General features: G+C 62.8%; 9 protein-coding genes. All 9 read left to right on the top strand.

Annotated features, from left to right (window positions below; genetic code table 11):
• Positions 1–48 precede the first annotated feature (48 nt).
• The 9 genes from BLT65_RS00245 to BLT65_RS00195 all read left to right on the top strand — a co-directional run bounded on the left by BLT65_RS00245 (position 49) and on the right by BLT65_RS00195 (position 13,928).
• Positions 49–1,635: a sugar ABC transporter ATP-binding protein gene (locus tag BLT65_RS00245; RefSeq protein WP_091773934.1), complete on the top strand. Its 1,587-nt coding sequence runs from the start codon at positions 49–51 to the stop codon at positions 1,633–1,635.
• On the top strand, positions 1,632–2,678 hold the full coding sequence (locus BLT65_RS00240; RefSeq protein WP_091773932.1) for an ABC transporter permease: 1,047 nt from the start codon (positions 1,632–1,634) through the stop codon (positions 2,676–2,678). Before BLT65_RS00245 ends, BLT65_RS00240 begins: the two co-directional genes overlap by 4 nt.
• A 117-nt stretch (positions 2,679–2,795) precedes the next feature.
• Complete coding sequence (locus BLT65_RS00235; protein WP_091773930.1) at positions 2,796–3,839, top strand: LacI family DNA-binding transcriptional regulator; 1,044 nt, start codon at positions 2,796–2,798, stop codon at positions 3,837–3,839.
• A 75-nt stretch (positions 3,840–3,914) separates the two neighbouring features.
• Complete coding sequence (gene rbsK, locus BLT65_RS00230) at positions 3,915–4,844, top strand: ribokinase (protein WP_091773928.1); 930 nt, start codon at positions 3,915–3,917, stop codon at positions 4,842–4,844.
• 229 nt (positions 4,845–5,073) lie between these two features.
• Positions 5,074–6,822 carry a methyl-accepting chemotaxis protein gene (locus BLT65_RS00225; RefSeq protein WP_091773926.1) on the top strand — a complete coding sequence of 583 codons (1,749 nt, stop codon included), beginning with the start codon at positions 5,074–5,076 and terminating at the stop codon, positions 6,820–6,822.
• 372 nt (positions 6,823–7,194) lie between these two features.
• Positions 7,195–7,956 (top strand): 2-keto-4-pentenoate hydratase, encoded by a 762-nt coding sequence (locus BLT65_RS00220; RefSeq protein ID WP_091773923.1) that lies wholly within the window; start codon positions 7,195–7,197, stop codon positions 7,954–7,956.
• Between the two features lie 903 nt (positions 7,957–8,859).
• The gene (locus tag BLT65_RS00205; protein WP_007586951.1) at positions 8,860–10,782 is read left to right on the top strand and encodes a PrkA family serine protein kinase; all 1,923 of its coding nucleotides are present in this window, start codon (positions 8,860–8,862) and stop codon (positions 10,780–10,782) included.
• Between the two features lie 141 nt (positions 10,783–10,923).
• Positions 10,924–12,195, top strand: coding sequence for a YeaH/YhbH family protein (locus BLT65_RS00200; protein WP_042314770.1), 1,272 nt, complete (start codon positions 10,924–10,926; stop codon positions 12,193–12,195).
• Positions 12,192–13,928, top strand: coding sequence for a SpoVR family protein (locus BLT65_RS00195; protein ID WP_091773921.1), 1,737 nt, complete (start codon positions 12,192–12,194; stop codon positions 13,926–13,928). The genes BLT65_RS00200 and BLT65_RS00195 overlap by 4 nt, the downstream gene beginning before the upstream one ends.
• Positions 13,929–14,441 lie beyond the last annotated feature (513 nt).

Raw genomic sequence — 14,441 nt, 5'->3', positions numbered from 1 at the left:
GCCGGATTCGCGCAGGCGCCGCACGGCGGCTACGAGATCTGGATCACGATGGCATCAACCGACCAACAAACATTGCCTGCCGTGCTGTCCGTGAAGGGCATAGGCAAGACCTACGTCGAGCCTGTGCTCGCCGATGTCTCGCTGGCGTTGCACGCCGGGGAGGCGCTCGCGCTGACGGGCGAGAACGGCGCGGGCAAGAGCACGCTGTCGAAGATCGTCGGCGGGCTGGTCGACCCGACGACGGGCACGATGCAGCTCGAAGGCAAACCGTATGCGCCTGCGAGCCGCACAGAAGCGGAAGCGCTCGGCATCCGGATGGTGATGCAGGAACTGAATCTGCTGCCAACCTTGTCGGTCGCGGAGAACCTGTTTCTGAACCGTCTCCCGCGCAACGGTTTTGGCTGGATCGATCGCGGCAAGCTGCGCGAGGATGCGCGCGCGGCGATGGCGCAAGTCGGGCTGGAGGCGATCGACCCGGACACGCTGGTCGGCGAGCTGGGCATCGGCCATCAGCAGATGGTGGAGATCGCGCGCAACCTGATCGGCGATTGCCGCGTGCTGATTCTGGATGAGCCGACGGCGATGCTGACGGCCCGTGAAGTCGACCTGCTGTTCGAGCAGATCGACGCGCTGAAGGCACGCGGCGTCGCGCTCGTCTATATCTCGCACCGGCTCGAAGAACTGGCGCGCGTGGCCGAGCGGATCGCCGTGCTGCGCGACGGCAAGCTGGTGCGTGTCGACGCCATGGCGAACCTGACGAGCGACCAGATCGTCACGCTGATGGTTGGGCGGGAGATCGGCGAGCGGATCGATCTGGGCGTGCGCAACATCGGCGCGACGCTGTTGAAGGTCGAACGGATGAGCCGCGCGCCCGTGGTGCGCGACGTGTCGTTCGAGGTGAAGGCGGGCGAGATTTTTGGGGTCAGCGGACTGATCGGCGCGGGACGCACGGAACTGATGCGGCTGATCTACGGCGCCGACCAGAAGGATGGCGGCACGGTATCGCTGGCGGCTGCGCCGGGGGCCACGCCCACTCCCGTGCAAATCGACACGCCCGCCGATGCCGTGAAGCACGGCATCGCGCTGATCACGGAAGACCGCAAGGGCGAAGGCCTGTTGCTGCCGCAGCCGATCGCGGCGAACGTTTCGCTGGGCAATCTGCGCAGCGTCGCGCGGCATGGCATCGTCGACGCCAAGCGCGAGAATGCGCTGGCAAAGAAACAGATCGATGCGATGCGCATCCGCACGTCGGGGCCGGCGCAGCCGGTCGGCGAGCTGTCGGGCGGCAACCAGCAGAAAGTGGTGATTGGCCGCTGGCTCGCGCGCGATTGCAGGGTATTGCTATTCGACGAACCGACGCGCGGCATCGATGTCGGCGCGAAGTTCGATATTTATGGATTGATGGGCGCGCTGGCTCGTGATGGGCGCGCGCTGGTGGTCGTGTCGAGCGACCTGCGCGAACTGATGCTGATCTGCGACCGGATCGGCGTGATGTCGGCGGGACGCATGACGGGTGTGTTCAAACGGGACGAGTGGACCCAGGACGCGCTGCTCGCGGCGGCATTCGCGGGCTATCGCAATCGCGAGGCGCTGCTGCACACGCACGACACCGACGAGGGAGAAACTCAGTCATGAACGACCAACGGGTCACGGACAAGGATTCGACGGGAAGCGCCGGAGCCGGTGCCTCGGCGCCCGCCGCCGATCCGTCGGCGCCGCTCGCGAGCGGCAAGCCGGCGGGCACGCGTCTGGGCTTTTCGAACTATCTTGGCCTGATGGGCGCGCTGATCGCGATGATCGCGCTGTTCTCGGTGCTGAGCTCGCATTTCCTGACCTACGAGACCTTCGTCACGATCGCGAACCAGATTCCCGATCTGGTCGTGATGTCGGTGGGGATGACCTTCGTGCTGATCATCGCGGGCATCGACCTGTCGGTGGGCTCGGTGCTGGCGCTGGGCGCGTCGGTCGTGAGCGTCGCGGCGCTCAAGTGGCAACTCGGTCCGTTCGCGGCGGCGGTGCTGGGTCTCGCCGCGGCGGCGCTGACGGGCACGGTCACGGGCGCGGTGACGGTGGGCTGGCGGATTCCGTCGTTCATCGTGTCGCTCGGCGTGCTGGAAGCGGCGCGCGGGCTGGCTTACCAGATGACGAACTCGCGCACCGCCTATATCGGCGACGCGTTCGACTTTCTGTCCAACCCGATCGCCGTCGGCATTTCGCCCGCGTTCCTGATCGCGGTGGCGGTGATGATCGTCGCGCAACTGGTGCTCACGCGCACGGTGTTCGGCCGCTATCTTGTCGGCATCGGCACGAACGAGGAGGCGGTGCGGCTCGCGGGCGTGAACCCGAAGCCGTACAAGGTGATCGTATTTGCATTGATGGGCGCGCTGTCCGGGCTTGCGGCGCTGTTTCAGATTTCGCGCCTGGAAGCGGCCGACCCGAACGCGGGCGCCGGGGTGGAGCTGCAGGTGATCGCGGCCGTCGTGATCGGCGGCACGAGTCTGATGGGCGGGCGCGGCTCGGTGATCAGCACGTTTTTCGGCGTCTTGATCATTTCGGTGCTGGCGGCGGGCCTCGCGCAGATCGGCGCGAACGAGCCGACCAAGCGAATCATCACGGGCGCCGTGATCGTGGTCGCGGTCGTGCTGGACACGTATCGCAGCAGGCGCAAACGCAGTTGAAACAGGGGCCGCCGTGGCGCGGGACGGCGGACACCCAGTAAGAACTAACGAGAGCACCGCGGATGCAGCATGAGCTGCATTGGCCAGTAGTCAGAACAGGCAGGGGGTTTTCAGCTTATGGCGACGATCAAGGATGTGGCGGCCATAGCCGGCGTGTCGTTCACGACGGTGTCGCATGTCGTGAACAATACGCGGCCGGTGTCGGCGGATGTGCGCTCGAAGGTCGAACTGGCGATCCGCCAGCTCAACTACGTGCCGTCCGCCGTCGCGCGGTCGCTGAAGGCACGCTCGACGGCGACGATCGGGCTCGTCGTGCCGAACAGCACGAACCCGTATTTCGCGGAAATGGCGCGCGGGATCGAGGATGGTTGCGCGCGCAATGGCTATTGCCTGTTCTTCTGCAACTCGGACGACGATCCGGCGAAGCAACGCAATTATTTGCGGGTGCTGCAGGAAAAGCGCATCGACGGGTTGATCGTCGCATCGGCGGGTGACGACGCGACGCTCGCCAAGACGCTGGCTGATTCGCGCGAGCCGCTGGTGATCGTCGACCGGAACATCGAAGGCATATCCGCCGATCTCGTGCAGATCGACCACGAAAAGGGCGCTTACCTCGCGACGCGCCATCTGCTGCAACTCGGACACTCGAAGATCGGCTGCATCACGGGCCCGGTCGAGACGGCTGTCAGCGCGATGCGCGTGCATGGCTTCATCCGCGCGATGGCCGAGCGCGGCATCGAGATCGCGCCGAACGGTATCGTCGAAAGTGATTTCTCGGGCAGCGGCGGCTACCGCGCGGCGGGGCAACTGTTCGACACGGTGCAGCCGACGGCAATCTTCGCGGGCAACGACATGATGGGCATCGGCGCGCTGCGCGCGGCGGCCGAACGCGGCCTGCGCGTGCCGCAGGACGTGTCGGTGATCGGTTTCGACGATATCGAACTGGGGCGCTTCACGTACCCGGCGCTGTCGACGGTCGGCCAGTCGGTGCGCGCGCTTGGCGAAATGGCGGCGCAGACGCTGATCGAGCGGATCAGCGGCACGCCGGCGGGCGCGCCCTCGGGCGCCGCGTTCCGGCGCCGCGTGATCGCGCCGCGCCTGATCCTGCGCGAATCGACGGCGGCTTTTGCGGGGGCGCGTCGCGGGGCCAAAGCGGCCTGAGCGCAGCCGTGGCGCACGCATGACGAATGCGGGCGCAACGAGGAAGTACCCGGTTGGCAACCACAGGAGGCAACCGTGGCAACGAATGAAGCGCGCGGCCACGTAACCGTGGTCGGCAGTCTGAATATGGATCTCGTCGCACGTGCGCCGCGCCTGCCGCAGCCCGGCGAAACGCTCGCGGGCCACGCGTTCGCGCAGGTCGCGGGCGGCAAGGGCGGCAATCAGGCCGTCGCCGCGGCCCGCCTCGGCGCGCAGGTGTCGATGCTCGGCTGTGTAGGCGCCGATGCGAACGGCGCGCAACTGCGCACGGGCCTCGAAGCGGAAGGCATCGACTGCGCGGCGCTGGAGACGAGCGCGACGGCGCCGACAGGCGTCGCGCTCATCATCGTCGACGACGGCAGCCAGAACGCGATCGTCATCATCGCGGGCAGCAACGGTGAGGTGACGCCCGCGACGCTCGCGCGGCATGAAGCCGCGCTGGCGGCGGCGCAGGTCGTGATCTGCCAGCTGGAGACGCCGCCCGCCGCCGTGCATGCGGCGCTGGCCGCCGCGCGACGGCTCGGCAAGACCGTCATTCTCAACCCCGCGCCCGCTACGGGCCCGCTGCCCGCAGACTGGCTGCCCCTCATCGACTATCTGATTCCGAACGAACTCGAAGCCTCGACGCTGACGGGCTTGCCCGTATCGTCGCCGGATGAAGCCATCGCCGCCGCCGACGCATTGCGCCGCGCGGGCGCCCGCAATGTGATCGTCACGATCGGCGCGCAAGGCGTCGTGGCCGCGCTCGGCGAGGCGGCGCCTCAGCATTTCGATGCGCCGCGCGTCAAGGCCGTCGATACGACGGCTGCGGGCGACACGTTCATCGGCGGCTTTGGTGCGCAACTGGCGCGCGGCGCGGATGTCGCCGACGCGATCCGCTTCGCGCAGCGCGCCGCGTCGATTTCGGTGACGCGCGCCGGAGCGCAGCCGTCCATTCCTACCCGCGCCGAAGTCGGCAGTGCCTGACGCTCGCGACGCTCGAAGCCAACGGGCGTAGCGTCGCCCGTTGTCGCTTGTAATACTTACAATCTCTTCCAGGTCATTTCCTCAGACCATATAGAAGCTTCAAGTCTTCCGTCGATGTGCCGTAAACGCAGTCAGAGCGCCATGATCCATAGCAAACGGCGCCGCGCACAACCACCGCATACGCAATGCGTTATCAAGCGCCTCTCATCGACATCTCACAGGAAGAAGCATGAATAAGGGCATCACCATCAAGGCGCGAATCGGCCTGACGATGGCTTTTCTCGCCGCGTTGCTGGTCGCGATCGGCCTTCTCGGGCTGTTCGGCCTGAGCCGCTCGAACGAATCGATGCGCGACATGTACACGAACCAGATGCCGAGCGCCGTCGATATCGGCAACGCCGAGATCTATGCGGCGCGCGAGCGTCTCGCGCTGGATCGCGCGGCGTTCATGATCGGCACGCCGGAAGCGGCTTCGACGCTGGAGCGCGCCCGTTCGATGCGCACATTGTCGGATGAATGGTGGAAACGGTATCTGTCGCTGCCGCGCGAAAGCGAAGAAGATCGCCTCGCGCAGGAAGCCTCGAGCAAGCGGGACGCGCTGCATCAGGTGATGGAGTCCTTCTACGCAATCGTTAGCGCAAACGATCAACCGAAAATTCTCGACGGCGCGAAGCGTCTGCAAGCCGCCTACAACGACCTCTCCACGGCCGACGACACGCTGCGCAAATACCAGTTCGAACAGGCAAAAGACGGCTTCGACAGCGCGCAGTCGAGTTTCTCGACGTTCCGCGTGTTCAGCATCATCGGACTCGCCGCGGGCGTGCTCGCCGCGCTGTTCTCATACTTCACGCTGCGCGGTGCGATTGCGCGGCCGCTGTCGGAAGCGCTTGGGCACTTCGACGCGATCGCCTCGGGCGATCTGCGCCGTCCCATCGTCCCGACCTCGCGTGACGAAATGGGCCAGCTGATCGAAGGCATCGGCAAGATGCAGCGCAGCCTGACGGAGACGGTTCGTTCCGTGCGTTCGGGCAGCGAGTCGATCGCCACGGCCACGCGCCAGATCGCGGCGGGCAATATCGACCTGTCGTCGCGCACGGAAGAACAGGCCTCGGCGCTGCAGGAAACGGCATCGAGCATGGAAGAGCTCACGGGCACCGTGAAGCAGAACGCCGACAATGCTCGCCAGGCGAGCGCGCTTGCGGCGAATGCGTCGGATATCGCCAATAAGGGCAGTTCGGTGGTCGGCCAGGTGGTCGGCACGATGGGTGACATCAACCAGAGCTCGGCGAAGATCGCGGACATCATCGCGATCATCGAAGGCATTGCGTTCCAGACCAACATCCTCGCGTTGAACGCGGCCGTCGAAGCGGCCCGCGCGGGCGAGGAAGGCCGCGGCTTCGCGGTGGTCGCAGGCGAAGTGCGCAGCCTCGCGCAGCGCTCGTCGGCGGCGGCGAAGGAGATCAAGGAACTGATCGATACGTCGGTCGAGCGGGTGCAGGCGGGCTCGGCGCTGGTCGACGAAGCAGGCCGCACGATGACGGAAATCATCAGCGCGGTGCAGCGCGTGACGGACATCATGGGCGAAATCGCGGCCGCATCCGAAGAACAGAGCAGCGGCATCGACCAGGTGGCCCGCGCCGTCACGCAGATGGACGAAGTGACGCAGCAGAACGCGGCGCTCGTCGAGGAAGCGGCGGCGGCTGCGTCGTCGCTGGAAGAGCAGGCGGCCAAGCTGCGCACGACCGTTTCCGTGTTCCAGGTCGACGAGGCGGTCGGCGCATTCACCGCCACGCCGGCGAAGCGCGTCACGCGTCACGCCGCGCCTGTCAGCGCGCCCCGCAGGGTCGCGCCGTCGATGCCCGCGGTGAACCCGGCGCCCGCCGCGCCGGCCGCCGCGTCCGCATCCGCGCCCGCCCGTGCGGCAGCGGCGCCGCAAAAAGCGGCGGCGACATCGGATGCGGATTGGGAAACTTTCTGACGCACCAAAACTGGGCTTGCGAGGCGGCATGCGCCGCCATGCGTGAGCGAGCGCTTCGTCCGCTGGCGCGGACGCCTGCGTAGTGATGCAGAACCGGGGACGGCTGCCCATGCCAGGGCAGCCGTCTTTTTCTTTTCGGCGCACGCCGAACCCGACCCGGCGCGTAATTGTTCCGGTACATTGACGAACGCGGTGGCGAACTGGCCGCCCGATGTCGTCATGCATCGTCCCACGCCGCATGACAGCATGCAGACCGTATGACGTGAAGGCCGAGCGGCAACCCTCGTCGCGACCTTTGCGTTGCCGTAACCCCATGCACCGTTGCATCTGCCTCGCGACGCCACGCCCCAACACAGCCAACAGGGAAACGACATGACGGATCACGACCTCGCGCAACGCATCGTGCATGCGCGCCGCCAGCACCGCGCCATCGGCACGCTGCCGCTCGACAGCCTTCCGCCCGATGCCGCCACGGCCTACGCGATCCAGCAGGCGGTGATCGCGGGCCTGGGCGGCGCGACGGGCGCCTGGAAAATCGGTGCCAAAGCCCCGGGCGGTCCGACCTCGGGTGCGCCGATTCCGGCTGCGCTGACGCTTGCGTCACCGGCGCGGCTCGAACATGGTGCGTTTTTCCGCGTGCTGCTGGAGCTGGAGGTCGCGTTCCGCTTTGCCGAGCCGATCGAGCCGCAAGGCCAGGCCTATGCGCGCGATGAAGTGCTGGCGCGCGTCGGTTCGGTGCTGCCCACCATCGAGATCGTCGACAGCCGTTTTGCCGAGTGGCCGAACATCGCGCCGCTCGCGCAACTCGCCGACGCCCAGAACAATGGCGCACTGGTGACGGGGCATCCCGTGCCTTATGCGTCGATCGCGCGCTCGTTCGATTTCGTTTCGCCCGAGCTCGAACTGACGTTCGACGGCAAGTCGCTCGTGCCCGAATCGCCGGGCAATCCGGCAGGCGACCCGCGCGAGCTGCTGGTGTGGTTCGTCAACCATTGCGCGGCCATGGGTATCACGATCGAACCGGACTGGACCATTACGACGGGCTCGTATGTGGGCGCGCATCGCGTCGATGGGCCGGGCCGCGTATATGGCCATATCGACGGGCTTGGTGAAGTCGAAGTCGAGTTGACGTAAACCACTAACGTCCCACTCCGCGTCGAACGCCACCTTCATCCCACCCCATGCGGCAGCGGCACGTCGATGACGTTCCGCTGCATGCGCATGCACCCATGCCCGCCTGCACCGGCACTATCGATCGTGAAGGGCAGGCGACGACGGGCGAACATCTGGTTACATCCGCCTATTCAGATACGCACTGCAAACGCCGTCATACAGACATGAACGAGCGTGCATGCTGACCCTGCGAACATCATGGATTTTGACGTCGCGCAACGTTTGCGACGTCGGGAGCATGCAGTCGTGCGTATGCAGGTTTGTGTTGAACGAATTGACATACGCGCTGACGAACTGCAGGAAGTGCGCGCTGGCGCACATGCGAAACATGTAACACAGCGAGCGCGCTGTCGTCGCAAGCACCGATGCGCGCGTTATGGCGGAAAGGACGGCAGCGACGCTGTCGAAGCATGAAGCATCGCGACGATGGAAGTGAGTCACATGCACTGCACGTACATGCAAGACGCAGTAATGTGTGGACGTAATGTGGTCAGGCAGACAGCGTGTTACGTGGGTCTTTTGCGAATGTGCGTAAAAGTGCAGGAAACGCGAGTGCAGGTAACACGAGTGCAGGGAACCGCGCGATGCCACATGGTTCGTACGTCATGCGACAGATGAAGTGCGGGGAAGGAACGCAGGATGCAATGCAACACTGCCTGTCATGTTTCGCACGGTGTGGGCAATGATTGTAGGTGACCGAATTTGCGTCATCAAGCAGGGGTAGGACAGTGCTAGCTGTGGCGCGATTTTCACAACGTAGTTCGTGAAAAAAAATTTAAAAGGGTTTAGGATGAATTCGAGCGATGTCGTTTCCTGATAGCGCGCCGCGCACGACATCGTCCCAGACTTCGGCGAGGAGGTAGCATGGATATCTACAGCAGTTTCGCGACCCGCTTCGAGAAAACGCGAGAGGAGGAACTTTCGCTCGAGGAGTATCTCGCGCTCTGCAAAGAAAATCCCGCCGCGTACGCCACAGCCGGCGAACGCATGTTGACGGCAATCGGGGAACCGGAACAGATCGACACTCGTAACGATCCGCGCACCTCGCGCATCTTCGCGAACAAGGTCATCAAGGTATACCCCGCGTTCCGTGAGTTCTACGGAATGGAAGACGTGATCGAGCAGGTGGTCGCCTACTTCAGGCATGCTGCCCAGGGGCTCGAAGAAAAGAAGCAGATTTTGTATCTGTTGGGCCCGGTGGGCGGCGGCAAGTCGTCGATCGCCGAACGGCTCAAGCAGCTCATGGAACGCGTGCCGTTCTATTCGATCAAGGGTTCGCCCGTCAACGAATCGCCCCTCGGGCTGTTCGATTATGACGAGGACGGTCCTATCCTCGAAGAGCAGTACGGCATACCGCGCCGCTACCTGAAGAACATCCTCAGCCCGTGGGCGGTCAAGCGTCTGCATGAGTACAACGGCGACATCCGCAAGTTCCGCGTGGTACGCCGCTACCCATCCATCCTGCGGCAGATCGGCATTGCGAAGACCGAGCCTGGCGACGAAAACAATCAGGACATTTCGTCGCTCGTCGGCAAGGTCGATATCCGCAAGCTAGAACAGTATGCGCAGGACGATGCGGATGCATACAGCTATTCCGGCGGCCTGTGCCTCGCGAACCAGGGCTTGCTCGAGTTCGTCGAAATGTTCAAGGCGCCGATCAAGGTGCTGCACCCGCTGCTCACGGCCACCCAGGAAGGCAACTTCAAGGGCACGGAAGGCTTCGGTGCGATCCCGTTCGACGGCGTCATTCTCGCTCACTCGAACGAGTCAGAATGGAAGGCGTTCCGCAACAACCGCAACAACGAAGCACTGCTCGACCGTATCTTCGTCGTGAAGGTTCCGTACTGCCTGCGCTACTCGGAAGAGATGAAGATTTACGAGAAGCTGCTGCGCAATTCGTCGCTGTCCAACGCCGTGTGCGCGCCGGGCACGTTGAAGATGATGTCGCAGATGTCGGTGCTCACACGCCTGCAGGAACCCGAGAATTCGAGCCTCTTTTCGAAGATGCAGGTGTATGACGGTGAGAACCTGAAGGACACCGATCCTAAGGCGAAGTCGTATCAGGAGTATCGCGATTTCGCGGGCGTCGACGAAGGCATGACGGGTGTGTCCACGCGCTTCGCGTTCAAGATACTCTCGCGTGTGTTCAACTTCGACACGACGGAAGTCGCGGCGAATCCGGTACACCTGATGTACGTGCTCGAACAGCAGATCGAGCGCGAGCAGTTCCCACCGGAAACCGAGCAGAAGTATCTGTCGTTCATCAAGGACGTGCTCGCGTCGCGTTATGCGGAATTCATCGGCAAGGAGATTCAGACCGCGTATCTGGAGTCGTATTCCGAGTATGGGCAGAACATTTTCGATCGCTATGTGACGTACGCCGACTTCTGGATTCAGGACCAGGAGTTCCGCGACCACGACACGGGCGAGAGCTTCGACCGGGCGTCGCTCAATGCCGAACTGGAGAAGATCGAGAAGCCTGCCGGTATCAGCAACCCGAAGGACTTCCGCAACGAGATCGTCAATTTCGTGTTGCGCGCGCGTGCCGCGAACGGGGGCAAGAATCCCGCGTGGATCAGCTATGAAAAGCTGCGCGTCGTGATCGAAAAGAAGATGTTCTCGAATACGGAAGAACTTCTGCCCGTCATCTCGTTCAATGCGAAAGGGTCGGCGGAGGAACAGCGCAAGCACGAGGACTTCGTCAACCGCATGGTCACCAAGGGCTATACGCCGAAGCAGGTGCGGCTCTTGTGCGACTGGTATCTGCGGGTGCGCAAGTCGTCATGAAATGCGTAGCGCAAAGCTCGCTCGAACGGGTTCGCTTCACCCGGTTCGCGCGAGCCTCCTGCGAGGCGCGAGCCGCATGGACATAAGATTGCATGCGCAACTTGCGCCCCGCGTATTCCAAATCGGAGCGGGAGACTGGATGTGCTTCATCAAATCATCGACCGCAGGCTGGCAGGCAAGAACAAGAGCATTGCAAACCGCGAACGCTTTCTGCGTCGCGTAAAGGGATACATTCGGCGCGCTGTTTCGGAAGCGGTGCGCGACCGTAGTATCAAGGATATTCAGAACACCCAGAGCATCACGATTCCGCGTAAGGACATTGCTGAACCGTCGTTCCGGCATGGTCCGGGCGGCAAGCGCGAAATGGTGCATCCGGGTAACGCGGACTATATCCGCGGCGACAAGATCCCGCGTCCGCAAGGGGGCGGCGGCAGCGGCGGCGGTGGCAGCGCCAGCAACGAAGGCGAAGGGCAGGACGATTTCGTCTTCGAACTCAGCCGCGAAGAGTTCATGCAGTACTTCTTCGACGATCTCGAACTGCCGCGTCTCGTGAAGACCCATCTGCTTGCCGTGCCGACGTGGAAGAGCATCCGCGCGGGCTGGGCCGCGGAAGGCACGCCGAACAATATCGACGTGGTACGTTCGCTGCGCAGCGCGTTGGGCCGGCGTATCGCGCTCGGCGCGCCACTCGTCAACGAACTGCACGAACTCGAAAAGCAGCTCGAAGAGATGAAGGCGGACCCCGCTGACCGTCGCGACGAGATCAAGGTGCTCGAAGACGAGATCCATCATCTGCGCGGCCGCATCTGGCGCATTCCATTTATCGACCCGTTCGATCTGCGTTACGTGAACCGCGTGAAGCAGCCGCAGCCGTCCAGCCAGGCCGTGATGTTTTGTCTGATGGATGTGTCGGGGTCGATGGACGAGCAGCGCAAGGATCTCGCCAAGCGCTTTTTCATCCTGCTGTATCTGTTCCTCAAGCGTAACTACGAGAAGATCGAGGTGGTGTTTATCCGCCACCATACGCGCGCCGAAGAAGTCGACGAAGACACGTTCTTCCATTCGACGGAGAGCGGCGGCACCGTCGTATCGAGCGCGCTGGAACTGATGCAGAAGATTCTCGACGAACGCTACTCGCCGACTGAATGGAATATTTACGGCGCGCAGGCTTCGGACGGCGACAACTGGACCGACGACTCGCCGAAGTGCCGCAAGATACTCAGAGATGACATTCTCGAGAAGGTGCGGTATTTTGCGTACATTCAGGTTACGCCTGAAGAGCAGAACCTGTGGCTCGAATATGCGCAACTCGCGCTGTCGCAGCCGCATATGGCGATGAAGAAGGTCGAAACAGCGGCGGATATCTATCCCGTGTTCCGCGAGCTGTTCGAAAAGCAGGTGGAAGCCGCATGACGACTCGTCACCTGCACAACGAGGCGCGAGGGTACGAGCCCGAGCGTAAGAAAGGCGTGCCGAAGCAGAGTAAGGCCGGGCATGCCGAGGCGAACACGGCACACGCGCAGGACGCGCGTGTACCCGATGCCGGAGCAGGCGTAGTGCCTGACGCAGCTGCAGCACGGGGACCCACCGGGGCGCCCACCAAAGGGCAAAGGGAAGTCCGTATGAACGTTGCCGACAGAAGGCCGTTGCCGTGTCCGTCCGACTGGACCTTCGAGCTGATCGAAGAGTACGACACTCACATCTCGCATGTTGCGGAGCAATATGAACTTGATGTCTATCCAATCCAGCTCGAGCTCATCAGCGCTGAACAGATGATGGACGCGTACGCGTCCGTCGGCATGCCGGTCAACTACCGGCACTGGTCGTTCGGCAAACACTTTCTCGCCACTGAAAAAAGCTACAGACGCGGGCAAATGGGCCTCGCGTATGAGATCGTCATCAACTCCAACCCCTGCATCGCGTATCTGATGGAAGAGAACACGATGACGATGCAGGCGCTCGTCATCGCGCACGCGGCCTATGGGCACAACTCGTTCTTCAAGGGGAACTACCTGTTCCGTCTGTGGACGGATGCGCACGCGATCATCGATTACCTCGTCTACGCGAAGAACTACATCGCGGAGTGCGAAGAGCGTTTTGGTCTCGATCGTGTCGAAGAATTGCTCGACTCGTGCCATGCGCTGATGAACTACGGCGTGGACCGCTACAAGCGTCCACAGAAACTGTCGCTGCAGAAGGAGTTCGCCGCGCGCCGCGAGCGCGAAGCGTATCTGCAGTCGCAGGTGAATGAGCTGTGGCGCACGCTGCCGAATCGTCACACGCCTTTGCCGGAAGAGGTGGAGGAGCGCTATCCGCCGGAGCCGCAGGAAAACCTGCTGTATTTCGCGGAAAAGAACGCGCCGCTGCTCGAGCCGTGGGAGCGCGAGGTCATCCGCATCGTGCGCAAGATCGGCCAGTACTTCTATCCGCAGCGTCAGACGCAGGTGATGAACGAAGGCTGGGCTACGTTCTGGCACTACACGCTGCTCAACACGATGTACAACGAGGGCAAGCTCGAAGACGGCTTCATGATGGAGTTCCTCCATTCGCACAGCAACGTCGTCTACCAGCCGCCCGTGACAAAGCCGTATTACAGCGGCATCAATCCGTATGCGCTCGGCTTTTCGATGATGAGCGACATCCGGCGCATCTGCGAGAACCCGACGGAAGAGGACCGAAAGTGGTTTCCGGAACTCGCGGGCAGTCCGTGGTTGCAGGCGCTGCATTACGCCATGCGTAATTTCAAGGATGAGAGCTTTGTCGCGCAGTATCTGTCGCCGCATCTGATCCGTGAAATGCGGCTCTTTTCGGTGCTCGATGATGATATGCGTGATGCGCTCGAGGTCTCCGCGATTCACGATGACAGCGGGTATCGGTATGTGCGTCAGGCGTTGTCGCGGCAGTACGATATGCATCATCGTGAGCCGAATATTCAGGTGTATTCGGTTAATACGCGCGGCGATCGTAGTCTGACGTTGCGGCATTTTATGAGCGATAACCGGCACCTGTCGGGTGATAGTGATGAGGTGCTCAAGCACATGGCTCGGTTGTGGCAGTTCGATGTGTATCTGGAAAGTGTCGACGAAAACGGCACTGTGAGGAAACGCTACGAGTGTCGGTATACGGCGCCTGCCGTGCGGGTCTGATCGGGTTTTTCTGGCTGGGTTTGGGTTTGGGTTCGCGGTGCGGCTGGTTTGGTTTGCTTGTGCTTTTGCTCGCATCCGCGTTTTGTTAGCGTGCTTCACATGTCGCCCCTGTGCGGGGCGGCACCTACTTTTCTTTGCCGCCGCAAAGAAAAGTAGGCAAAAGAAAGCGGCTCACACCGCCAGTTCTTGTTCTTGCCTGAGGGCCCCCACAGGGTCTTACGCTTCATACGGCAATCACGTGACCCACGTTCGTTGCCAACGCTTCGAATGCGCGCCTCACCCGCTTCACGCGTCCGCGTCGCAACACGCCGTGCCAGCTATTCCACCGCCGCCTAGGTGGCAAACTGTGTGTAGGACGTAGTGCTACACACGCCTCACTTCGGACCGATTGCACATGCGCTCCACCCTGTAAGAGCGCCAAGCCATACGCCGCGACAACCTACACACAGTTTGCCACCTGGGCGGCACATACCATTCGCTGCTGCCTGCCCGAGTACGGGTATTCGAAGTGGG

The organism is Paraburkholderia steynii, assembly GCF_900100565.1.
In the GTDB taxonomy this organism is placed as follows: Bacteria; Pseudomonadota; Gammaproteobacteria; order Burkholderiales; family Burkholderiaceae; genus Paraburkholderia; species Paraburkholderia terrae.
Note: the sequence above shows the minus strand (reverse complement) of the source record. Positions and strands in the feature narration are given on the sequence as shown.